This is a genomic window from Zoogloea sp. JDB1, from assembly GCF_056724025.1.
Window position 1 is genome coordinate 2,192,112 of the sequence record NZ_CM161496.1, and the last position, 20,411, is coordinate 2,212,522.

Annotated in this window: 21 protein-coding genes; 9 read left to right on the forward strand and 12 right to left on the reverse strand. The window is 67.4% G+C overall.

The window, feature by feature from the left end:
• The first annotated feature begins 13 nt into the window (after positions 1 to 13).
• Together AC1PPK_RS09815 and AC1PPK_RS09820 are read left to right on the forward strand one after the other, a co-directional pair.
• On the forward strand, positions 14 to 2,035 hold the full coding sequence (locus AC1PPK_RS09815) for a protein kinase domain-containing protein (protein ID WP_481117636.1): 2,022 nt from the start codon (positions 14 to 16) through the stop codon (positions 2,033 to 2,035).
• A gap of 31 nt (positions 2,036 to 2,066) precedes the next feature.
• The gene (locus AC1PPK_RS09820; RefSeq protein ID WP_481117637.1) at positions 2,067 to 2,471 is read left to right on the forward strand and encodes a PPC domain-containing DNA-binding protein; all 405 of its coding nucleotides are present in this window, start codon (positions 2,067 to 2,069) and stop codon (positions 2,469 to 2,471) included.
• Here AC1PPK_RS09820 and AC1PPK_RS09825 read toward each other — a convergent pair.
• Complete coding sequence (locus tag AC1PPK_RS09825) at positions 2,457 to 3,332, reverse strand: LysR substrate-binding domain-containing protein (RefSeq protein ID WP_481117638.1); 876 nt, start codon at positions 3,330 to 3,332, stop codon at positions 2,457 to 2,459. The genes AC1PPK_RS09820 and AC1PPK_RS09825 overlap by 15 nt on opposite strands.
• A gap of 102 nt (positions 3,333 to 3,434) precedes the next feature.
• Here AC1PPK_RS09825 and AC1PPK_RS09830 point away from each other — a divergent pair, with 102 nt between their 5' ends.
• On the forward strand, positions 3,435 to 4,649 hold the full coding sequence (locus AC1PPK_RS09830) for a YbfB/YjiJ family MFS transporter (RefSeq protein WP_481117639.1): 1,215 nt from the start codon (positions 3,435 to 3,437) through the stop codon (positions 4,647 to 4,649).
• 93 nt (positions 4,650 to 4,742) lie between these two features.
• On the opposite strand, the gene AC1PPK_RS09835 is transcribed toward AC1PPK_RS09830, so the two are convergent.
• The 4 genes from AC1PPK_RS09835 to AC1PPK_RS09850 all read right to left on the reverse strand — a co-directional run bounded on the left by AC1PPK_RS09835 (position 4,743) and on the right by AC1PPK_RS09850 (position 6,779).
• The gene (locus tag AC1PPK_RS09835; RefSeq protein ID WP_481117640.1) at positions 4,743 to 5,381 is read right to left on the reverse strand and encodes a BON domain-containing protein; all 639 of its coding nucleotides are present in this window, start codon (positions 5,379 to 5,381) and stop codon (positions 4,743 to 4,745) included.
• Positions 5,378 to 5,971: a phosphoheptose isomerase gene (locus AC1PPK_RS09840; protein ID WP_481117641.1), complete on the reverse strand. Its 594-nt coding sequence runs from the start codon at positions 5,969 to 5,971 to the stop codon at positions 5,378 to 5,380. Before AC1PPK_RS09840 ends, AC1PPK_RS09835 begins: the two co-directional genes overlap by 4 nt.
• 72 nt (positions 5,972 to 6,043) lie before the next feature.
• Positions 6,044 to 6,421, reverse strand: a complete 378-nt coding sequence (locus AC1PPK_RS09845; RefSeq protein ID WP_481117642.1) for an HIRAN domain-containing protein — start codon at positions 6,419 to 6,421, stop codon at positions 6,044 to 6,046.
• Positions 6,411 to 6,779: a YraN family protein gene (locus AC1PPK_RS09850; protein WP_481118202.1), complete on the reverse strand. Its 369-nt coding sequence runs from the start codon at positions 6,777 to 6,779 to the stop codon at positions 6,411 to 6,413. Before AC1PPK_RS09850 ends, AC1PPK_RS09845 begins: the two co-directional genes overlap by 11 nt.
• Before the next feature lie 119 nt (positions 6,780 to 6,898).
• Between AC1PPK_RS09850 and rsmI the strand changes: the two genes are divergently transcribed.
• Positions 6,899 to 7,714, forward strand: coding sequence for a 16S rRNA (cytidine(1402)-2'-O)-methyltransferase (gene rsmI / locus AC1PPK_RS09855; RefSeq protein WP_481118203.1), 816 nt, complete (start codon positions 6,899 to 6,901; stop codon positions 7,712 to 7,714).
• Between the two features lie 104 nt (positions 7,715 to 7,818).
• Here the strand turns inward: rsmI and AC1PPK_RS09860 are convergent, their stop codons facing one another.
• From AC1PPK_RS09860 to AC1PPK_RS09890, 7 genes are all read right to left on the reverse strand, one after another.
• On the reverse strand, positions 7,819 to 8,970 hold the full coding sequence (locus AC1PPK_RS09860) for an ABC transporter substrate-binding protein (protein WP_481117643.1): 1,152 nt from the start codon (positions 8,968 to 8,970) through the stop codon (positions 7,819 to 7,821).
• 138 nt (positions 8,971 to 9,108) lie between these two features.
• Positions 9,109 to 10,104 carry a transporter gene (locus AC1PPK_RS09865; protein WP_481117644.1) on the reverse strand — a complete coding sequence of 332 codons (996 nt, stop codon included), beginning with the start codon at positions 10,102 to 10,104 and terminating at the stop codon, positions 9,109 to 9,111.
• Between the two features lie 194 nt (positions 10,105 to 10,298).
• Positions 10,299 to 11,636: a sigma-54-dependent transcriptional regulator gene (locus tag AC1PPK_RS09870; RefSeq protein ID WP_481117645.1), complete on the reverse strand. Its 1,338-nt coding sequence runs from the start codon at positions 11,634 to 11,636 to the stop codon at positions 10,299 to 10,301.
• Positions 11,633 to 13,540 (reverse strand): sensor histidine kinase, encoded by a 1,908-nt coding sequence (locus AC1PPK_RS09875; protein ID WP_481117646.1) that lies wholly within the window; start codon positions 13,538 to 13,540, stop codon positions 11,633 to 11,635. The genes AC1PPK_RS09870 and AC1PPK_RS09875 overlap by 4 nt, the downstream gene beginning before the upstream one ends.
• 168 nt (positions 13,541 to 13,708) lie before the next feature.
• Positions 13,709 to 14,788, reverse strand: a complete 1,080-nt coding sequence (locus AC1PPK_RS09880; RefSeq protein ID WP_481117647.1) for an asparaginase — start codon at positions 14,786 to 14,788, stop codon at positions 13,709 to 13,711.
• A gap of 32 nt (positions 14,789 to 14,820) precedes the next feature.
• The gene (locus AC1PPK_RS09885; protein WP_481117648.1) at positions 14,821 to 15,891 is read right to left on the reverse strand and encodes a porin; all 1,071 of its coding nucleotides are present in this window, start codon (positions 15,889 to 15,891) and stop codon (positions 14,821 to 14,823) included.
• A 33-nt stretch (positions 15,892 to 15,924) separates the two neighbouring features.
• Positions 15,925 to 16,836, reverse strand: a complete 912-nt coding sequence (locus AC1PPK_RS09890; RefSeq protein ID WP_481117649.1) for a glutamate/aspartate ABC transporter substrate-binding protein — start codon at positions 16,834 to 16,836, stop codon at positions 15,925 to 15,927.
• 325 nt (positions 16,837 to 17,161) lie between these two features.
• On the opposite strand from AC1PPK_RS09890, the gene AC1PPK_RS09895 reads away from it, so the two are divergent.
• The 5 genes from AC1PPK_RS09895 to AC1PPK_RS09915 all read left to right on the forward strand — a co-directional run bounded on the left by AC1PPK_RS09895 (position 17,162) and on the right by AC1PPK_RS09915 (position 20,409).
• Positions 17,162 to 17,425 carry a PepSY domain-containing protein gene (locus AC1PPK_RS09895; RefSeq protein WP_481117650.1) on the forward strand — a complete coding sequence of 88 codons (264 nt, stop codon included), beginning with the start codon at positions 17,162 to 17,164 and terminating at the stop codon, positions 17,423 to 17,425.
• Positions 17,426 to 17,428: 3 nt separating this feature from the next.
• Complete coding sequence (locus tag AC1PPK_RS09900) at positions 17,429 to 17,950, forward strand: cytochrome b/b6 domain-containing protein (protein ID WP_481117651.1); 522 nt, start codon at positions 17,429 to 17,431, stop codon at positions 17,948 to 17,950.
• 65 nt (positions 17,951 to 18,015) lie between these two features.
• The gene (pyrC, locus tag AC1PPK_RS09905) at positions 18,016 to 19,050 is read left to right on the forward strand and encodes a dihydroorotase (protein WP_481117652.1); all 1,035 of its coding nucleotides are present in this window, start codon (positions 18,016 to 18,018) and stop codon (positions 19,048 to 19,050) included.
• Between the two features lie 16 nt (positions 19,051 to 19,066).
• A complete protein-coding gene (locus AC1PPK_RS09910; protein WP_481117653.1) occupies positions 19,067 to 19,525 on the forward strand; it encodes a hypothetical protein in 459 nt (152 codons plus the stop codon).
• Positions 19,522 to 20,409, forward strand: a complete 888-nt coding sequence (locus tag AC1PPK_RS09915; protein WP_481117654.1) for a DUF3025 domain-containing protein — start codon at positions 19,522 to 19,524, stop codon at positions 20,407 to 20,409. Before AC1PPK_RS09910 ends, AC1PPK_RS09915 begins: the two co-directional genes overlap by 4 nt.
• The last annotated feature ends 2 nt before the right edge of the window (positions 20,410 to 20,411 follow it).

Sequence of the window (20,411 nt, forward strand, 5' to 3'; positions counted from 1 at the left end):
TCCGCCCACCACCGTGAGCGACGAGAAGCTTCCGCCCGGGTCGGGCCAGGACGACCTGTTCGCGTTGCCGTCGGGCTACGTCATCAACGAGTACCGCATCGAGCGGGTGCTCGGCGGGGGCGGCTTCGGCATCACCTACCTGGCCCGTGACACCCACCTGGACTGCCAGGTGGCGATCAAGGAATACCTGCCCAAGGATCTCGCCGTGCGGCGCGACGGTCTTGCCGTGCGGCCGCGCTCCAGCGAGGCGGCCAAGGGCTTCGAGTGGGGCCTGCAGCGCTTCCTGCTCGAATCGCGGGCGCTGGCCAGCTTCCATCATCCGGGCATCGTGCGGGTGCTGCGTTATTTCCGCGGCAACGACACCGCCTACATGGTGATGGAATACGAGACCGGCCAGCCGCTGCAGCGCTGGCTGGTGGGGCGCCTGCCCCTCGACCGGGCGAGCCTGGTGCGCATCGTGCGACCGCTGCTCGACGGGCTGGAGGCGATCCACGCGGCGGGTTTCCTGCACCGGGACATCAAACCCGGCAACATCTACATCCGTGCCGACGGCTCGCCGGTGCTGCTCGATTTCGGCTCGGCCCGCCGGCTGGAGCTGGATGGCATCGACCAGACCCTCACCGCGGTGGTGACGCCGGGCTTCGCGCCGGCCGAGCAGTACCACCGCCACGGCAAGCAGGGGCCGTGGACCGATCTCTACGCGCTGGCCGGCGTGATGTACTGGATGATTACCGGCAAGCTGCCGATGGAAGCCTTCGCTCGCCTGCGCGAGGATGCCATGCCAAAGGCGGTAGACATTGGCAACGTGGATGCCTTCGGCGCAGGCATGCTGAAGGCCATCGACTGGGCGCTCAACCCGAACGAGGACAAGCGCCCGCGCCAGGTGGCGGATTTCCGTCGGGCCTGCCTGGCGCCGCCGACCGGCGGAGAGGCGTCCGAACCGCCGGTGGACGCGCCGCTGCCCCTCGGGCTGTCGGCATCGGAAGCGCGCACCTTCATCGGCGCGGTGCTGTTCGCCGACGTGGCCGTTGCACCCGCCGACGAGGCAGCCCAGCGGGAAGGGCGCTCGCGCCTGGTGCAGATGCTGACCCAGGCCATCGCCCCGGTGCCGCCCACCACGCGGCTGGCGGTCAATACCAAGGAAGGCTGCGCGGTCTGCTATGTCGGCGATCCGGAAGACGCGCTGCGCACCGCGGTGCAGTTGGGAGACGCCGCGGCGGGCGCCGGGATCGGCGTGCACATGGGTATCAACCTCGGCCCGGTGCGGGTGGCGCCCGACCCCAACGGGCGCTCGCGCATCCTTGGCGACGGCATCACTACGGCTTTCCGGGTCATGCGCTTCTCCAGCCCCGGCCAGGTGCTGGTGGCGCGGGCTTACTACGAGGTCATCCACCAGCTCAAGAAGAATGCTGGCGACTACTTCCGCCACATCGGTTTGCGCCGCGACGCACAGGCCCGCGACCATGAGCTTTACGCTTACAGCGGGGTCAGTCTGCTCGCCAGCGCGCGGGTGGCCGACCTGTCGATCCGCCAGGCGGCGGTGGGCGGTGACCTGAGCCCGGCGGCCATCGAAGCGGCTGAGCGTATCCTGGCCCTGCACATCGGGCCGATGGCGAAGATCCTGGTCCGCAAGACCCTGCCGCGGGCCGAGAATCTGTCGGGGCTGCATGAACTGCTGGCGGCGATGATCCCCGATCCGGCGCCGCGCAGTGCTTTTCTGTCCGGCGTGGTGGCGGCCTCCGGGCCCGTGTCGGGGGGAGCCTCGTCGCGCAGCCTGCTTGCAGGTACGGCTGTGCGCAGCTCGGCCAGTGTGTCGTCGGCGGCCGCAGGGGCGGTCAGCGTGATTCCGGAAGCCGAGCTGGCACGGGTCGAGCAGATTTTCGCCCGTTACATCGGGCCGATGGCCAGGGTGCTGGTGCGTCGGGAGTCCCGCACCGCCAACAGCGTCGCGACGCTGTGCCGGGCGCTGGCCAGCCATATCGACAAGGATGCCGAGCGTCGGCGTTTCATGACCGAGGTGGGTCCGGAGGAATGAGTTCCGCCCAGGCTTGGAGGAGAGGATGGACGTGCAACCGATACGCCTGACCCCTGGCCAGGATTTGCGCCGGGCGTTGGAGTGCGTGTTGTTCGCCGAAGGCGGTGCGGCGGCCTTCGTGCTGGCGGGAATCGGCAGCCTGAGCGGTGCGCATCTGCGCCTGGCTGGCGCGGGCGAGTTGCAGGCGCTGGAGGGCGACATCGAGCTGCTGAGCCTCAGCGGCACCATCGCCGCCAACGGTTCCCACCTGCACGGGGCGGTGGCGACGGCGTCCGGCACGGTGATCGGCGGGCACCTGGGCTACGGCTGTGTCGTGCGCACGACCGCCGAGGTCCTGCTGATGCGCCTGCCTGGCTGGGATTTCCAGCGCGAGCCCGACCTGCAGACCGGCTACGCCGAGCTGGTAGTGCGCCAGCGAGCTTTAGACCTGGGCTGAGGCTTCGGCCGTGCCGTTGGCCAGCGTCGCCGCTGCGTCGGCGAGGGTCTTGATCGCCGCCATCGGCGGCGCGGCGCGCAGGTAGGCGACGCCGGTCTGCACGCGGCTGATCTGTGCCGGCACTTCAAGCACCGTCAGGTCGGCCCGGTGCGGCGACTGTTCCACCACCCGCCGCGGCAGCAGCGTCCACCCGAGGCCGACCGACACGCAGCCGATGATGCCTTCCAGTGTGCCGAACTCCATCGCGTCGGCCACCGCGTGCCCGCTGGCCCGTTGCCAGGCTAGCGCGCGGGTGCGGTAGGCGCAGCCCTCGCGGAACAGGATCACTGGTTGAAGCACCGGGTCGGCGCCGGCCGCGCAGACCTGCACCAGTTCCTCCACCACCAGTTCCTCGAAGACCAGTTCAGGATGGATCACCGGCCCGCCGACGAAGGCGCAGTCGAGCTTGTGGTCGAGCAGGCGTTCAATCAGCGCGGCGCTGGTGTCGGTGCTGACCCGCAGCTCGACGCGCGGATGGCGGGCTCGCACGGCTTTCAGCGCGCGAGGAAGGTGCACCGCGGCAAAGGTCTCCATCGCGCCGATGCGCAGCTCGCCGGCGCTCTCGCCGACTTGGCGGACGGCGGCGCTGGTCTCCCGTTCGAGCAGCAGCATGCGGCGGGCGTAGTCGAGGAGTACGCGGCCCGGCGGAGCCAGCTCCAGTCCGCGGCCCTTGCGGTGGAACAGCTCGGTGCCGAGTTCCTCTTCCAGGCGGCGGATGCGGCCCGTCACGTTGGACTGGACGGTGTTCAGCTTGCGGGAGGCGGCGAGGATGCCACCTTCCTCAACCACCGCCTGGAAGGTGCGCAGTGCGACGAGTTCCATATTCATATCTCCATTAGAGAATTGAATGTTCTTGATAAATCATTTGATGAGATAGTTTAGCCTGTTTATCGTGTCCGCTCCAATCACGAGGAGGCTGCTGCCATGAGCGAACACAGTTCTGCCGCCGAACGTTTCCGTGTGCTCGGTGCCGGTATCTTCAGCCTGGTGCTGGCGCTGGGCGTCGCCCGTTTCGCCTACACACCGCTGTTGCCGCTGATGCAGCAGCAGGCCGGTCTCGGCGTGGCCGAAGGCGGGCTGCTGGCGGCGGTCAATTACGCCGGCTATCTGAGCGGCGCGCTGCTCGCGTCGCTGATCGGCGATCTGGTCCTGAAGGACCGCCTGTACCGCATCGGCATGGTGCTGGCGGTGGCGAGTACCGCGGTGATGGGCCTCAGCACCGATCCACTGGTGTGGGCGTTGTCGCGCTTCGTCGCCGGCCTGGCCAGCGCGGCGGGCATGCTGTTCGGCACCGGGCTGATCCTCAACTGGCTGATCCGCCACAACCACCGCAGCGAGCTGGGCATCCATTTCGCCGGTATCGGCATCGGCATTACCGCCTGTGCGGCGGCGGTCGCGCTGATGAGTCAGTGGCTGGACTGGCGTCAGCAATGGTTCGTGCTGACCGTCTTCGGTGCCGTGCTGCTGGTGCCGGCGTTGCGCTGGCTGCCGTCGCCGGGGCGCAACCCGGCCAGCCACAGCGCCGCGCAGATGGCGGACCGGCCGCCGACGGCGGGCTTCCTGCGCCTGTTCATGGCGGCCTATTTCTGTGCCGGCATCGGCTACGTGGTCAGCGCGACCTTCATCGTCGCCATCGTGGACCGCCTGCCGGGCCTCGCCGGCAAAGGCTCGCTGGTGTTCCTGGCGATCGGCGTGGCGGCGGCGCCGGCCTGCATCCTGTGGGACCTGGTGGCGCGCCGCACGGGCGACCTCAACGCACTGATAGTCGCGGCGCTGCTGCAGATCGTCGGCATCGTGCTGCCGGTCACCGTGGGCGGGCTGGCCGCGGCGCTCGTCGGGGCGCTGCTGTTCGGCGCCACCTTCATCGGTATGGTGAGCCTGGTGCTGACGATGGCCGGCCGCTACTACCCGACCCGTCCGGCCAAGATGATGGGCAAGATGACGCTCTCCTACGGCGCGGCGCAGATCCTCGGCCCGGCCGTCACCGGCTGGCTGGCCACGGCGGTCGGCAGCTACACGGCGGGGCTGTACCTGGCCGGGGCGGTGATGGCGGTGGGCACATTGTTGCTGGTGCTGCTGCGCGGCCTTGAAAAGCGGGAGATGTGCGCCGCCGGCTTGCAGCCCTGCGCGCAGGGCTGAGGGGTTGCGCCGCTGCTGATCGCGCGCTCAAATGCAAAGGCCCTGCCGAAGTCCGGCAGGGCCTTTGGGCAATTAACGGGCGGAGCGCCAGGCTTACTTGCCCGATTCAGTGTTGTTGCTGGTGGTGTTGTCGAGGCGCCTGGCCTCGTCCTCGCTGATGTACTCGAAGACCCGCACGACCTTCTGCACGCCGCTGGTGGTACGTGCGACTTCGGTGGCGGCGCTACCTTCCCTCTGGGTGACGAGGCCCATCAGATAGACCGTGGACGCTTCGGTCACCACTTTGACCTGTTGCACGCGGAAGTCCTTCTGGGGCACGAAGCGGGCCTTCACCTGGGAGCTGATGTAGCTGTCGTTGCTGCGCGCCGACAGGGTGCTGGTGGGGGCTACGCGCAACTCGTTGACCACTTCCTTGACGTTCTCGACAGCGGCGGCAATGCGCCCGGCCTCATCGCGACTGGCGTCGTTGAAGGCTTCTCCGGTCAGCAGCAGCTTGCGGTTGAAGGCGGTGGCGTTGACGTGCACTTTATCGCCGAGGGCATCTTCGATGCGTTTGACGCTCTTCCATTCGATGCCTTCGTCTTCCACGTAGGCGCCCGAGCTGCGCCGGTCGGAAACCATGGCAACGGCCATGCCGGTGCCTCCGACGATGACCGGGATGCAGCCCTGGGCGGCGGCCAGGGTGCCGAGGACCAGCGCGGTCCAGGCCAGGGGCTTGCGGGCGAGGTTCATTCTTCCACTCCGAGGAAAAGGCAATCGATGCCGTCGCACAGGCAGTGCAGGGTGACCAGGTGGACTTCCTGAATACGCGCGGTGCGGTCTGCCGGGACGCACAGATGGATGTCGCCGGGGCCGAGAAGTTCAGCCATCTGGCCGCCGCCCTTGCCGGTCAGGGCGACCACCAGCATTTCCCGCTGGTGGGCTGCGTGGATGGCCTCGATTACGTTGGGCGAGTTGCCGCTGGTGGAAATGGCCAGCAGCACGTCGCCGGGCTGACCGAGGGCGCGTACCTGCTTGGAGAAGATCTGGCTGTAGTCGTAGTCGTTGGCGATGGAGGTCAGCGTCGAGCTGTCGGTGGTCAGCGCCAGGCCGGCCAGCGGCGGGCGTTCCATCTCGAAGCGGTTCAGCAGCTCGGCGGCGAAGTGCTGGGCGTCGGCGGCCGAACCTCCGTTGCCGCAAGCCAGGATCTTGCCGTTGTTCATCAGGCTGTGGGTCATCGTTTCGATGGCCGCGGCGATGGGCTCGGCCATGAACTCGAGGGCGGCCAGCTTGGTCTGGGCGCTGTCGGTAAATTGCTGCGCGATACGGGCGACGAGATCCATCTTTGACTCCGGGAAAGTTGGCCGCGATTCTAGCATTTGCGTCGGTCGGCCAGCCGGAAGCGAGAAATCCGCTTACAAACCGACAAGCACGTCCACGCGCAGCCGCTTCCAGGGATTGGGATCTTTCGCCAGCTTGCCGATGCGGCCGCCGATGGCGCTGCCCCGATCCATCTCCTCGGCCACCGCCTGGTTCTCGGCGCGGGGCAGGTAGCCGAGTTTCTGGCCGCGCCATTCCACGCGCACCGCAAAGCGGTCGTGGGGGTTGTCGGGTTCGCGGACCAGCGTCAGCGTGTCGCCCTCGTGCATTTCGTCCCACAGGATCTTGCCGCCGTAGTACTGGAAGCCGGCCAGCGGCGAGCTCTGCACGAGGATGCGCACTTGTTGCGCGGTGGCAGGCGGCAGGACGCCGACGCCGAGCAGCAAGGCCAGCAGCACATGCTCAAGACGCATCGAAGGCGCCCCGTAGCCATTCGATGCCGTCGCTGTCGAGGCGTTCGAGCAGCACCGCGTCGAAGCGGCAGGGCTGGTTGGCGTAGCGCCGGCCGGTGCCGTTCAGCCAGTAGCGGGCGGCCAGGATCACGCGCTGGCGCTTGGCCGCAGTGATGCTCGCTGCTGCGCCGCCGAAGCGGCTGTTGCTGCGCAGGCGGACCTCGACGAAGACGAGGCTGGCCCGGTCGATGGCGATCAGGTCCACCTCGCCGCCGCGGCAGCGCACGTTGCGGGCCAGGATCGTCAGTCCATGCTTTTCCAGATGGTCGGCAGCGAGCGCTTCGGCGGCCGCGCCACGGCGCAGGTGTTCGGCTTGCATCGGCGGGGTGGCGCGCCCACAATCTGCCTCCCCCGCCTCCTGTCCCCAGTTCTGCCATGCATCCTGTTCTTTCCGACGCATCGTCCGCTTCTCCGCTGAATAAGACGTCGTCATTATATGTGGTGGCCACGCCCTTGGGTAATCTGCAGGACATGAGCCTGCGCGCGCTGGCCGTGCTGAAGGCGGTGGATGCGGTTGCCGCCGAGGACACCCGCCACAGTCAGCGCCTGCTCGATGCCTTCGACATCCGCACGCGGCTGGTCGCACTGCACGAACACAACGAGCAGGAGGCCGCCGGGCTGGTGATCCGCATGCTGGAGGAGGGCAAGCAGGTGGCGCTGATCACCGACGCCGGCACGCCGGCGGTGTCCGACCCCGGCGCGCGGGCGGTGGCGCGGGTGCAGGATGCCGGCTTCCCGGTGGTGCCGGTGCCCGGCGCCTGCGCGGGCATCGCGGCGCTGTCGGCCTCCGGCCTCGCCGACGGGCACTTCCATTTCCACGGCTTCCTGCCGACCAAGTCGGCGGCCCGCAAGACGGCGCTTGAGAGCCTCCGCGGTGTGCCGGGCACGCTGGTGTTCTACGAGGCGCCGCACCGCATCACCGAGACACTGGACGATCTGGCGGCGACGCTGGAGCCGACGCGCCAGATCGTCGTCGCCCGTGAGCTGACAAAGATGTTCGAGCAGATCGTGCGCATGCCGCTGGTCGACGCGCCGGCCTGGCTGGCCGCCGATGCCAATCGAGCGCGCGGCGAGTTCGTGCTGCTGGTGTCAGCGGCGCCCGCCAGTGAAGGCTTGTCGCCGGAGGCCGAGCGGGTGCTCGGCCTGCTGCTCGCCGAGCTGCCGGTCAAGCAGGCCGCCAAGCTGGCCGCGGCGATCACTGGGGTGTCGAAGAACGCGCTGTACGAGCGGGCACTGGAACTGCGCGACAGCTGAAGCGCCGAGTGCCCCCCAGGGCGGGCTGCGTGCTGCCCGAACCCCGAGGGGGAGAAGGACACTTGGGGTGGCCCGACGTTTCCTTGCGAGGCGCTGCCTGGTTTTCAGCGCAGGTGCTGGCCGCCGCGGCCGAGCAGGGTGACCTCGACGCGCTGGGAGCCGATGCGGTTGCCGTGGCCGAAGCGCACCTGGAAGCCGCCCAGGTCCACATCCAGGCTTTCGAGGGACTGCATGACTGCTGCCGGAGTCGGTGGGCCCTTGATGCGGCGGATCGCCTCGATCAGCACGCGGGCGCCGACGTATTCCTCGAAGCTGGTGTAGGACGGTTCGGCGCCCGGCGCGAAGCGCTGGAGCGCGGCGCTGTAGTCCCGCGCGATGCGCGTTACGCCGCTGAACGGCGAGGGCATGACCTGGGTGATGCCGACGCCGCGGGCCGCGTCGCCACCAGCCAACTGGTGCAATTCGCGCCCATTCACCACCGAGATGCTGAACAGCTGGGTGCCGGGGCTGACCGGCTGGTAGGCCTTCACGAAGGCGGCAGTCGGCCGGACCACGCCGATCATGATGACGGCTTGCGGCGCGCCGGCGGAGATGTCGCGCACGGCGATGGCGACGTCCTCGGTGTTCTTCTCGTAACTGCCCTTGCTGACGATCTTCAGCTTGTGCTTCTCCAGGGCCCGTTCGACGCCGGCCAGGCCGGCCTGGCCGAAGGGATCGTTCTGGTAGAACACGGCGATGCGTTGCAGACCGGAGGCGACGAATTGGCGCACCATGGCCTCGGTCTCGTCGCCGTAGCTGGCGCGGATATGGAAGATCCACGGGTTGTAGGGTGAGCGCAGCGACTCGCCACCGGTGTAAGGGGCGATCAACGCGATGTTGCCGTCGGCCAGCACTCCGTGCTTGAGCAATTCAGCGATGTTACCGGTGCCGGCATAGCCGATCAGTGCCACCGCCTTGTCGCGGTTGATCAGTTCGTGGGTCAGGCGCACGGTCTCGGCGGTCTGGTAGCCGTCGTCCTTGACCACGTGGGTGAGGGTACGTCCGCCGACCCCACCTGCTGCATTGGCCGCATCGATGGCGATCCGCACGCCGAGCGCCATCGCCTTGCCGGTGCTGGCCAGCACGCCGCTGAGCGGCGCGCTCTGGCCGATCACCACCGTTTCGGCCCGTGCCGGGCAGTTTGCCGAAAAACTCAGGATGAGTGTCAGTAGACACCCGCCGAGTACCCTTTGTCTCCATGTGTTCAGCATCTTCATGCCTTTCTTTTATGAAAATGGCTTGAGTATGGAGGGCGTTCGAGGCTTGTCTTATGACCTGCTGCGGGGCGGGCGAGTGACGAATTCCCCACTATGGGTGGGGAAGGGGAGGCTGGAGGCCAACGCTGGCCGTCCGGTTCAGAAGCGCTGGTTGAGGCCGACGGTGAAGCTGCGCGGTGCCGTGAGCTGGCCGGCTTGCGGATCCTGCGGGTCGGTCTTGGCGTATTGGCTGACTGCCAGCTGCAGCAGCCCATAGATCTGGGTGTGCGGCGCGACGGCGTAGCTGAGGCCGGGGCTGAGGTAGAAGGCGTGGCCGCCCGACGCCGGGTTGGCGGCGCCACCGCCGTCCCGCGGGCGGTGCAGCGCGTTGAGCTGCAGCAGGCCGGTGAGGCCTGGGGCCAGCTCGTAGTGAGTGCCCAGGTCGAGCTTCACTTCGGTGCCCGGGCGGTAGTCGCTGCGGGTGGCGAGGGCGGTCTGCAACTGGGTGCTGGCGAACCAGCCCCAGCCGGTGCCCGGTAGGGTCTGGAAGTAGTAGGCGCCGAGAATGGCGTCGGTGCTGCCGCTGCCTGGCTGGGCGGAGCGCTCCAGCGCGTAGGGCGTGCCCGGATCGGCCGGGTCGGGAGGGCTCATGGTCTTGTTAGTGGCGCCGGTCGGCAGCTTGAGGCCGAAGCGCAGGCCGACGCCGGAGAACGGGTTGCCCGGATCGAGGCGGTAGCGGCCGACGACCCGCATGTCGCCGATCTCGTGGAAGCTGGCCGACTGGGTGAAGGGGCCGTCGATCGACGAGTCGAAGGTGTGGCGGTGGTCGCGCATCACGATCGGCAAGCTGAGCGTGGCGCTCCAGCGTGCATTGAAGGTGTATTCGGCGTCGAGGTTGAGGAGCCGGTTGAGGGTGCGCTGGTTCTCGATCTCTTCGTCGTTGCCGCTGGGTGTGGCCGCAGTGATGCGGGAATGGCCGGCGCGCAGCGTGTTGGCCTTGGCGTAGGAGTAGCGGGCATCGAGGCGCAGGCCGGAGGCCGCGGAGAGGCCCTGGGTATCCCAGTTGGTGTCTACCGTGCAGAAGGATGAGCCGCAGGAGGCATGGGCGGTGGGGGCCAGCACGGCGGCCAGCAGGATGCAGAGGTATCTTTTCATGGGGCGCGCTCACGGTTGCCGCGGCCGGCTGGCCAGGCAGAACGCGACGGAGCTTAGTCGAGGGCGCTGCCCCGACCCTGCGACACGATGTCGCAGGGTCGGGTCGGTGTGGTGCCTCTCAAGGAAATGCCGGGCCGCCCCAAGTTTCCTTGTCCCCCGCGGGGGAGGGCTGGGCGTAGCGCTACCCAGGGGGCTCAGTTATCGCCGCCTTGCAGGCCGTACTTGCGGATCTTGTCGTGCAGCGTGGTCTTGGGGACGCGCAGGGCCTCGGCACTGCGGGCCAGACTGCCGCCCTGGCGGCGCAGTTCGGCGGCGATCAGGCTGCGCTCGAAGCTTTCAACCGATTCGGCCAGCGAAGCCGGCGGCGCGTCGCCGGGGGCGCCGCCGAGGACGTCCTTGCCGACGCCGAGGACCACGCAGTCGGCCACGTTGCGCAGTTCGCGCACGTTGCCGGGCCAGGTGTGGGCCATCAGGCGGCGCATCTGTTCCGGCGGTACGGTGGGCAGCGGGCGTTCATGGCGGTGGGCGGCTTGCAGCAGGAAGTGTTCGAGCAGCAGTGGGATGTCCTCGCGGCGTTCGCGCAGCGGCGGCAGGTCGATGGTGACTACATTGAGGCGGTAGTAGAGGTCAGCACGGAAAGTCTGGCGTTCGGCCCGCTCTTTGAGGTCGTCCTTGGTGGCGGCGACTACCCGACAGTCCACCGGCTGCTGCTGGTTGGAGCCTAGGCGCTCCACGACGCGCTCCTGCAGCACGCGCAGCAGCTTGATCTGCACGCCCAGCGGCATGCTTTCCAGTTCGTCGAGGAAGAGGGTGCCCTTGTTGGCATACTCGATTTTGCCGATGCGGCGTTTCTGGGCGCCGGTGAAGGCGCCGGCCTCGTGGCCGAAGAGTTCGCTGTCGAGCAGGTTGTCGGGCAGGCCGCCGCAGTTGAGGGCCACGAAGGGGCCGCTCTTGCGCGGCGACAGTTCGTGCAAGCACTGGGCGATGAGCTCCTTCCCGGTGCCGGTCTCGCCGCGCACCAGTACGTCCACGCTGGTCCCGGCCACGTCGCTGATCAGCTGGCGCACCCGCGCCATCTGCGGCGAGCGGCCGATCAGCTTGGTCTCTATGCCGTCGCGTTGTGCCAGTCGGCGGCGCAGGTCGAGCACTTCGAGGGTCAGCCTGCGCTTGTCGAGGGCGCGGCGCACCACGTCCACCAGCAGTTCCGGCGAGAAGGGTTTCTGGATGAAATCGTAGGCGCCGTTGCGCATGGCCTCGACGGCGAGGGTCACGTCGCCATGGCCGGTGATGATGATCACCGGCAGGTCGGCATCCATGGACTGGCAGCGGCGCAGGACCTCCATGCCGTCGGCCTTGGGCAGGCGCATGTCGGTGACGACGATGCCGGGAAAGCCCGCGGTGAGGCGCGCCAGGCCTTCCTCGGCGGAGCCGACGCCTTCCACCGGGATGTCGGCGAGCATCATGGCCTGCTCGCAGCCGAGGCGTACGTCGGGGTCGTCTTCGATGATGAGTACGCGGAGTTCGGGGGTCATGACGGTTCTTTCGGAGCAGCGGGGAGTTGCAGGATGAAGCGGGCGCCACCTTCCGGGCGGTTCTCGGCGCGCAGGTCGCCGCCGAACTCGCGGACGATGTCGCGGGAGATGGCCAGGCCGAGGCCCAGACCCTCGCCGGCCGGCTTGGTGGTAAAGAAGGGTTCGAACAGCGCGCCGCCGTCGGGCAGGCCACAGCCGCTGTCGGCGATGACGAGTTCCAGCTCGCCGTCGGCGCGGGCCTGGGCCTCGATGAGGAGTTTCTTGCGTTCGCTGTCGGCCATCGCGTCGCCGGCGTTGCGGATCAGGTTGATGAGCACCTGTTCGAGGCGGTTCTGGTCGCACCAGGCGACGGCCTGGCCGGGGTCGCAACGGTTGATGACGGTGACGCCGGCCTTGGTGAGCCGCTGATCGAGCAGGAACAGTGCGGCGCTGACCGCATGGGCCAGGTCGGTGGCGGCGGGCACCGCCGGCGACTTGCGGGCGAAAGTTTTGAGCGGGGTGATGATGCGCCCCATCTGGTCGGCCAGGCGGGCGATGATGCTCAGATTCTGCTCGACGGTCGGCAGGTTGCCGCGTTTCATGAATTCGATGGCATTGCCCGACAGGGTGCGCATGGCGCCCAGCGGCTGGGCCAGTTCGTGGGTGATGCCGGCGGCGAGCTGGCCGAGTACGGCCAGCTTGGCGGCCTGTACCAGTTCGTCCTGGGCGGCGCGCAGGGTCTGTTCGGCCTGCTGGCGTTCCGCTATCTCCTTGCGCAAGCGGGCGTTGGTGTCGGTCAGCGCGCGGGTGCGGCGGGCGACCTTGCTTTCGAGCTGGGCGTTGGCCTGTTCGAGCAGTTCCTTGGCCTCCAGCTTCTGGCGCACGATGCGCCGGCGTTGGGCCAGTACGAGGAGCAGCAGCAGCACGAAGCCGGTGGCCACCGCGGCCAGTGCGCCGTGGCCGAGGGCCTGGGTGCGCACCGGACGCAGGTCGGAGAAGATCAGCAGGCGCCAGCCCACGTCCTGCAGGCCGCGTCCATGTACCAGGTAGCTGCCGGCGAAGCCGGGATGCGGTTTGGAGCGGGCGCCCTGGATCGACATATGCACGACCTGGCCTTCCGGACTCGAGTCCTCCTCGATGCGTACCGGGAAGTCGCCGATCGGTCCTTCGTTGTAGAGGCGGCTCATCTTGACGTCCACCCGGGTGTCGAGGGGCAGCGGCTTGAGGGCGGTGTAGCGCCATTCGGGCACCGACGACAGGATCACCACGCCGTTGCCATCGGCGATCAGGGCCGGCGCGCCCAGCAGTTCCCAGGCTTGGTCGAGCTGTCCGAGGCTGATCTTGATGACGGCCACGCCGACCACCCGCTCGCCGTCGCGGATCGGTGTGGACACGAAGTAGCCCGGTTCGCCGCGAGTGGTGCCGATGGCGAAGTGGCGCCCGACGCGTCCGGCGAGGCCTTCTGCGAAATAGCTGCGGAAGGACAGGTCCTCGCCGACGAAGTTCTCGCTCGCCTGATTCCAGTTACTGGAGGCGAGCACGATGCCGCGCTGGTCCATCACGAAGATCGCGATGCTGCCGATGTGCTCGTTGAGCTGCTGCAGGAAGCGGTTGGCGGCGTGCACGCTGGTCGGGCTGTGCGGGCTGCGCATCAGGTTGAGGACTTCCTCGTTGAGCTGGATGGTGGCCGGGATGTGGGCGTAACGGTTGACGATGCCGTCCACTGCTGCGGCGAACAGGTCCAGGCGGTGGCCGGCGTCGGTACGCAGGGTCTGCATGCCCTGGTATTCGCTGGCCCGGTAGCCGCCGATGCCGATCAGGCCGATCACCAGAAGGAAGGCCGCAACGATGAGCGGGTTCGGCGACACGGAGCGCGAGGGCGGCAGCTTCTGCTGGGGGGCCGGGGCCGGAGATGAGTCGGTCATCGCGTGTCGGTTTGGTTCCGTTCCGTTGGAGGGGGGCGGGCGGGGGAATACGCCCGTCCATCGAATCCAGGTCGCAGGCGAACGGTGGCGTCTCCGCGCAAGGATACAACTCCGGCGCCGCCCTTGCCGGGCTGGCGGGGCGGGTGCCCCGCCGCCGGCCGTCCTTGCTTAGTACTCCATGAACATCCGCTGCAGTTCCTTGCTGTCCTGGGTCTTGGTCAGGGCCACGGAGGCGAGGATGCGGGCCTTCTGGGGGTTGAGGTCGTGGGCGACGACCCAGTCGTATTTGTCGTCCGGCTGCTCGGCATTGCGCAGCACGAAGCCGCCGCCGACCACGCGGGACGAGCGGATGATCTGCACACCCTTGCCGCGCAGGGCCTGCAGGGCCGGCACGACGGCGCTGCTGACCGAGCCGTTGCCGGTGCCGGCGTGGATGACAGCGCGGGCGCCGCCCTCGGCGAAGGCCTTGTAGGCGGTGGGGGTAGCGTTGCCGTAGCCGTAGGCGATATCCACCGGGGCCAGCTTGTCGAGCTTGTCGATGTCGAACTCGGTACCGGTGGTGTGGCGCTTGGCGGGGGCGCGGAACCAGTAGGTCTTGCCCTCGACGATCATGCCCAGCGGGCCCCACGGGCTCTTGAAGGCCTCGGTCTTGATGTTGACGGCCTTGGTCACGTCACGGCCGGTGTGGATCTCGTCGTTCATGGTGACCAGCACGCCCTTGCCGGCGGCGTCCTTGGCGGCGGCGACGGCCACTGCGTTGTACAGGTTGAGCATGCCGTCGGCGGACATGGCGGTGCCCGGCCGCATGGAGCCGACCACCACCACCGGCTTGTCGGTCTTCAGCACCAGGTTCAGGAAGTAGGCGGTCTCTTCAAGCGTGTCGGTGCCGTGGGTGATCACGATGCCGTCCACGTCCGGCTGGCGGGCGAGGGCGGCGACGCGCTTGCCGAGGGTCAGCAGGTTGTCGTTGGTGAAGCTCTCGGAGGCAATCTGGAAAACCTGTTCGCCGCGGACCTCGGCGACGTTGGCGAGCTCCGGCACGCCGGCGATGAGCTTGTCCACCGGCACTTTTGCGGCCTGGTAGGTGGCGCTGTTGGCGACGCTGGCGCCGGCGCCGGCAATGGTGCCACCGGTGGCAAGGATCACCACGTGGGGTTTGCCGTCGGCGTAGGCAGCGGGAAAGGCGCCGGCCAGGCTGGCGGCGAGGACGGACGACAGGACGAAGGGGCGGGTGAGCAGACGGGCCATGGTGGGTCTCCTGGGGATGAGGGGGTGGGCGATCAGAAGTTGTGGCGGATGCCGGCGGCGATCGAGCGGTTGTCCAGCCCGGCGGCGGTGCCGAGGAAGCTGTAGGCGCCGCCTCCGCCGACGGTCTGGGCGCTGTCGTTGTCGATCCGGGTGTAATAAGCGTAGAGCTTGCTGCGCTTGGACAGGTTGTAGTTGTAGGCCACGGTGTATTGCTTGCCGGCGGTGTCGTGGGTACCGCTGTAGTCGCCGGCCACGCCGACGTTGAGGTGGAACTCGTGGGCGCCGACCGGGGCCATCAGGGCGACCCGGTAGTAGTTACGGCTGACGGTATCGGTGAGGGTGTCGCGCCGGGAGCGCTCGAACAGCGCGCCGAGCACCAGGGGGCCGAAGTTGTAGCTGCCGCCGGCGCTGATCGCCCGGTCGTTGTTGAGGCGGACTGCGTCGCTGTCATCCAGGTCCTTGGTGTTCTGGGCGGACACGTAGGTGATGGCCGCATGCAGGGGCCCCTGGTCGTAGCTGCCGACCAGGCCGAGGTGGTGGGGTGTGCGTTTGGTGCCGGTGGTCGTCGGTGCCTCGTCCAGCAGCGCGTAGTCGGCCTCGAAGGTGAAGCCGGCGATGGTCGGGCTGGTGTACCAAACGGTGTTGTTCATGCGCCCGCCGGCGGCGGTGGAGTTGCCGCTGACGGCCGACGACAGCAGCGCATCGGCGGAATAGCCCGAGTCGTGGTTGTGCATGCTGATGTAGTCGTAGAGCGCGTAATAGGCGGGGCCGAGGGTGCGCCCGAGGCGCAGCGTGCCCTGGGGCGTGCGCAGGCCGACGAAGCTGTCGCGGCTGGCCAGGGAGGTGGAGTCGCTGCCGTCGACGCGGATGCGGCTTTCGACCTGGAACAGCGCGGCCAGACCGCCGCCCAGTTCCTCGGTGCCGCGGAAGCCGATGCGCGAGGCGTTGTCATTGACGACGTTGTGGGCCGGGCCCTGTTCCGCCTTGACGTTTTCGAAGGTGGCGTTGATGCGTCCGTAGAACACTACGTTGGAGTCGGCGTGGGCGTTCAGCGCGGCGAGGCCTGCAAGCGTGGCCAGGGTGATGCGGGTCGTTCTCTTCATTTTTGTGGATTCGGGAGCGGGTGGGGCGGGGGCTTATTCGAAGGCCTTGTCGGCGGGGGCCTGGTAAAGCTTCTGCATGGCGTCGGAGAGCGGGAGGTTGAGGTTCAGTCCCTTGGGGGGGACGGGTTGGGTGAACCACTTCTTGTAGATGGCCTCGGCCTCGCCGGAGGTCATGGTCTTGGCGAGGGCGGCGTCGACGATTTTCTTGAAGCCGGGGTCGTCCTTCCTGAGCATGCAGCCGTAGGCCTCGAAGCTCTGGGGCGTGCCGGTGACGACCCAGTCGGCGGGTCGCTTGGCCTTGGCCATTTCGCCGTAGAGCAGGGCGTCGTCCATCATGAAGGCGACGGCGCGGCCGGTCTCGAGGGTGAGGAAGGCCTCGCCGTGGTCCTTGGCGGAGATGATGTTCATGCCGAGCTTCTTGTCCTCGTTCATCTTGCGGATGAGGCGCTCGGAGGTGGTGCCGGCGGTGGTGACGACGTTCTTGCCGGCGAGATCGTGGAAGTCCTTGATGCCGGACTCCTTCTTGGTCATCAGGCGGGTGCCGATGATGAAGATGGTGTCGGAGAAGGCGATCTGGCGGGCGCGTTCGGCGTTATGGGTGGTGGAGCTGCACTCGATGTCGATGGTGCCGTTCTGGATGAGGGGGATGCGGTTCTGGGAGGTGACGGGGGTGAGCTTGACCTGCAGGCTGGGCAGCTTGAGGTTGGCCTTGACCGCGTTGACGACCTTGAGCATCAGCTCCTGGCTGTAGCCGACGACCTGCTGCTTGTCGTCGTAGTAGGAGAAGGGGATGGACGACTCCCGGTGGCCCAGGGAGATGGTGCCGCTGTCCTTGATCTTCTTGAGCGTCGGCGATTCCTGGGCGAGGGCAGGCTGGGCGAGGGCAGGCTGGGCGAGTCCGCTGGCGAGCAGGCAGGTCAGGACGAACTTCGGTGGGGCGTGCATGGTCGGTGTCTCCAATGTTCTGTTTTATTGGCGCGGCAGCGTCGCGCTGACCTCTCTTTGCACGGGCTGTGCCAGCCGTCTGACCATGCTGGAGGCGTTGCAAGTAATTGATTCAAAATGGTGTGATGATGCCGGACGGCATAGGTGCGTTCGGTTTTCCGGATCAAGCCTGAATGGGAGATCGGAAATCCGGATGAACCCGGGGGGAGACGGGGAGGGCGGCGATGGAGATCAGCTTTGCTATTGAGAACCATTCGCGTTAATGCTAATGTCCGGACTGTTCCCCTCAACCCCGGCCCGCGCCGGTTCACGAAAGGTATCCGTCATGCGTTCCACCCTCTTCGCCCTCACCATCGCCCTGCTGCCGGCCGCCGCTTTTGCCGGCGCCAAGTGCGAGCCCCATCCCAAGTCCGAGTGGATTCCCGAGGCAGAGGCGAAGGCACGCCTGGAGGCCCAGTACGAGGTCCGCAAGTTCAAGATCGAGGGCTCCTGCTACGAGATCTATGGCAAGAACAAAGAAGGCAAGAAGGTCGAGATCTACTTCGACACCAAGACCCTGGCCATCGTGAAGGCCGAGATCGAGCAGTAATCCGTGCTTGGCGAAGTCCGCCCGCGCCCTGTTTGGGATGTTGTTGTCCGCCTGACCCACTGGAGCGTGGCAGGGCTGGTGCTGTTCAATTCCTTCAACGAGAGCGGAGAGATCCACCGGCTTGCCGGCTACGTGGCGGTGGCGCTGGTGGTGCTGCGCCTCGTGCACGGGCTGCTGGCGCGGAGAGATTCGACCGCTGCCCTGCCGCTGCCTGGCTGGCGGATGATCTATGCCCACCTAGCCGACGTGTTGCGCGGCAAAGGCCATGCCGGCCCAGGCCACAATCCGCTCGGGCAGTGGATGGCCTACCTGTTATGGACGCTGATCGTCGCCCTCGGCGTGACCGGCTGGATGGCCCGCCTGGATGCCTTCTGGGGCGACGACTGGCTGATCGAGCTCCACCAGGGGCTGGCCGACGGGCTGCTGGGCTGCGTGGCGGTGCATCTGGCCGGTGTGGTGGTGATGAGCCGCCTGCAGCACGAGAATCTCGTGCGGGCAATGCTCACCGGACGCAAGGGTGGCTGAAGCTGCAGGCGGCCGGGGCGGGCTGCTAAAATGGTGAATTAGTCATCTGCCGACGGAAATTCGCCATGCCGAACCTGACCCTCACCCGCCCCGACGACTGGCATCTGCACGTGCGCGACGGCGCCGCCCTGGCCGCGGTGGTGCCCGACACCGCCCGCCGTTTCGGCCGTGCGCTGATCATGCCCAACCTGAAGCCGCCGGTGACCAGCGTGGAGCAGGCCGCGGCCTACCGGGAGCGGATTCTCGCCGCCGTGCCGGCTGGCCTCAAGTTCGCGCCGCTGATGACGTTGTATCTCACTGACAGCCTCAAGCCCGAAGAGATCGACAAAGCCGCTGCCAGCGGCTTCATCCCGGCCGCCAAGCTCTACCCGGCCGGCGCGACGACCAACTCGGACGCGGGTGTCACCGACATCGCCAAGGTCTACCCCGTGCTCGAACGGATGGCCGAGGCAGGTATCGTTCTCTGTGTTCATGGCGAGGTGACCCATGCTGACGTTGATATCTTTGATCGCGAGCGCGTCTTTATCGATCGCGTACTGGCGCCGCTTGCAGCGCGCTACCCGACTCTGCGCATTGTCTTCGAGCACATCACGACGGCCGACGCGGCGCAGTTTGTAACCGAGGCAGGCCCCAACGTGGGGGCGACCATCACAGCCCACCACCTGCTGCTCAACCGTAACGCGATCTTTGCCGGTGGCATCCGGCCGCACCACTATTGCCTGCCGGTTCTCAAGCGCGAGACCCACCGGGAGGCGCTGGTCAAGGTCGCCACGTCGGGCAGCAACAAGTTCTTCCTCGGTACCGACTCGGCACCCCACGCCAAGACGACCAAGGAATCTGCCTGTGGCTGTGCCGGCTGCTACACTGCCCACGCCGGTATCGAGCTGTATGCCGAAGCCTTCGAACAGGCTGCTGCCCTTGACAAGCTGGAAGCCTTCGCCAGCTTCAACGGCCCCGATTTCTACCGCCTGCCGCGCAACACCGACACGATCACGCTGGCCAAGGAAAGCTGGGACGTGCCGGCCGGCCTCGACTACCTGCCGGGCGACCCGCTGGTGCCGCTGCGCGGTGGCGAGCAGATCCACTGGAAACTGATCTGAGTTTCTCGACACGACGATGCGCGCGACCTCTGCCCTCAAGACGCTGCTGATCCTCGCCGCCGTTCCGCTGCTGTCCGCCTGCGAGAACGACGGCATCGCCTTCCTCATCGACGGCAAGGACCACTCCATCTCCCTGCTGCGCGAGCAGCGCTGGTTCTGGAGCGACGAGGTGGCCCAGTCCATCGTCGTGTCGCGCATGCCGCAGTGCATGCGCCGCTACGAGATCAAACCGGGCGTCGCCGGCACCGTGAAGATGGAGGTCTACGAAGCTGGCGACTACCTGTGGGCCCTCAAGCAGGGCAAGAACTGGTATCTCGCCGGCACCGAGAAGTGCCAGTTCCAGCGCTGGGACGAGCACCCCGAAGAACCGCCCGGGCGCCTCGTCGGCACCTTCACGCGCAAGAACGACACACTGGAATTCATCGCGGCCGAGGCGGAAGCCCCGTCCAAGCCGATCAAGCCCGCCACCGAATGAAGGCCGGTGCCGACAACGCACCGGCGGCGCTGGCCCAGCGTCCGCTTTTCGATGCCATCGCCCATCTGCTGATGCGCTTCCCGGCACCTGAACTGCCCGGCCTGGTCGAACTCGATGCCCTGTATGCCGAAGCCACCGCTGGCGCGGACGTCCGCCAGCTACGCTTTGTAGCCCCGGTGGAGGGCGCCGCTTACGAAGCCCACATCGCCCGTCACGATGCTGTGCCGACGCGTCCCGCCGACTGGCACGACTTCTTCAATGCAATGGCCTGGTGCGTGTGGCCGCGCAGCAAATCTACCTGCAACCGGCTGCATCTGCAGGCCAGCGAGGCGCGTTCCGCGGCTGGCCTGAGCGGCCGTGGCCCGCTGCGCGACGCGCTGACCCAGTTCGACGAATGCGGCGTGCTGGTGGTTGGCTGCGATGCGGAAATCCTGCACCGGCTGGCAGTCCATGAATGGGAGGAGGCGTTGTGGACGCACCGCTCGCGCCTCTTGGACTGCACCCGCTTCCTCGTCTTCGGCCATGCCAGCTGGGATCAGTTGCGGGCGCCTTTTACGGGCCTGTGTGCAAAAGCCATCTACCGCCAGGTGGACGAAACCTGGTTGGCGCTGCCGGCTGCGCAGCGCCAGGCCGAAGCCGACGCCTGGCTCGCCGAGTATCTCGTCGGTATTGCCGATGAACTGGCGCCGCGCCTGCTCAAGCCCTTACCCTTGCTGGGTATCCCGGGCGTGACGCCGGCCAGCGAAAGCGCGGATTATTATCGCGATCGACGGCAGTTCCGTCCTCTCGCCCAGGAGGAGCGAGGCCGTGATCGACATGCTGATGCCTTGCCTCCGCTGGCGCGAAGGATGAGGCCGGATTCAGAATTTTCATCAAGGAAGTGAAC

Excerpts from the sequence above, each read along its gene's own strand:
- AC1PPK_RS09825 (WP_481117638.1), bottom strand. The coding sequence starts at position 3,332 with ATGGAACTCGTCGCACTGCGCACCTTCCAGGCGGTGGTTGAGGAAGGT.
- AC1PPK_RS09830 (WP_481117639.1), top strand. The coding sequence starts at position 3,435 with ATGAGCGAACACAGTTCTGCCGCCGAACGTTTCCGTGTGCTCGGTGCC.
- AC1PPK_RS09835 (WP_481117640.1), bottom strand. The coding sequence starts at position 5,381 with ATGAACCTCGCCCGCAAGCCCCTGGCCTGGACCGCGCTGGTCCTCGGC.
- AC1PPK_RS09840 (WP_481117641.1), bottom strand. The coding sequence starts at position 5,971 with ATGGATCTCGTCGCCCGTATCGCGCAGCAATTTACCGACAGCGCCCAG.
- AC1PPK_RS09845 (WP_481117642.1), bottom strand. The coding sequence starts at position 6,421 with ATGCGTCTTGAGCATGTGCTGCTGGCCTTGCTGCTCGGCGTCGGCGTC.
- AC1PPK_RS09850 (WP_481118202.1), bottom strand. The coding sequence starts at position 6,779 with ATGCAAGCCGAACACCTGCGCCGTGGCGCGGCCGCCGAAGCGCTCGCT.
- AC1PPK_RS09860 (WP_481117643.1), bottom strand. The coding sequence starts at position 8,970 with ATGAAGATGCTGAACACATGGAGACAAAGGGTACTCGGCGGGTGTCTA.
- AC1PPK_RS09865 (WP_481117644.1), bottom strand. The coding sequence starts at position 10,104 with ATGAAAAGATACCTCTGCATCCTGCTGGCCGCCGTGCTGGCCCCCACC.
- AC1PPK_RS09870 (WP_481117645.1), bottom strand. The coding sequence starts at position 11,636 with ATGACCCCCGAACTCCGCGTACTCATCATCGAAGACGACCCCGACGTA.
- AC1PPK_RS09875 (WP_481117646.1), bottom strand. The coding sequence starts at position 13,540 with ATGACCGACTCATCTCCGGCCCCGGCCCCCCAGCAGAAGCTGCCGCCC.
- AC1PPK_RS09880 (WP_481117647.1), bottom strand. The coding sequence starts at position 14,788 with ATGGCCCGTCTGCTCACCCGCCCCTTCGTCCTGTCGTCCGTCCTCGCC.
- AC1PPK_RS09885 (WP_481117648.1), bottom strand. The coding sequence starts at position 15,891 with ATGAAGAGAACGACCCGCATCACCCTGGCCACGCTTGCAGGCCTCGCC.
- AC1PPK_RS09890 (WP_481117649.1), bottom strand. The coding sequence starts at position 16,836 with ATGCACGCCCCACCGAAGTTCGTCCTGACCTGCCTGCTCGCCAGCGGA.
- AC1PPK_RS09895 (WP_481117650.1), top strand. The coding sequence starts at position 17,162 with ATGCGTTCCACCCTCTTCGCCCTCACCATCGCCCTGCTGCCGGCCGCC.
- pyrC (WP_481117652.1), top strand. The coding sequence starts at position 18,016 with ATGCCGAACCTGACCCTCACCCGCCCCGACGACTGGCATCTGCACGTG.
- AC1PPK_RS09910 (WP_481117653.1), top strand. The coding sequence starts at position 19,067 with ATGCGCGCGACCTCTGCCCTCAAGACGCTGCTGATCCTCGCCGCCGTT.
- AC1PPK_RS09915 (WP_481117654.1), top strand. The coding sequence starts at position 19,522 with ATGAAGGCCGGTGCCGACAACGCACCGGCGGCGCTGGCCCAGCGTCCG.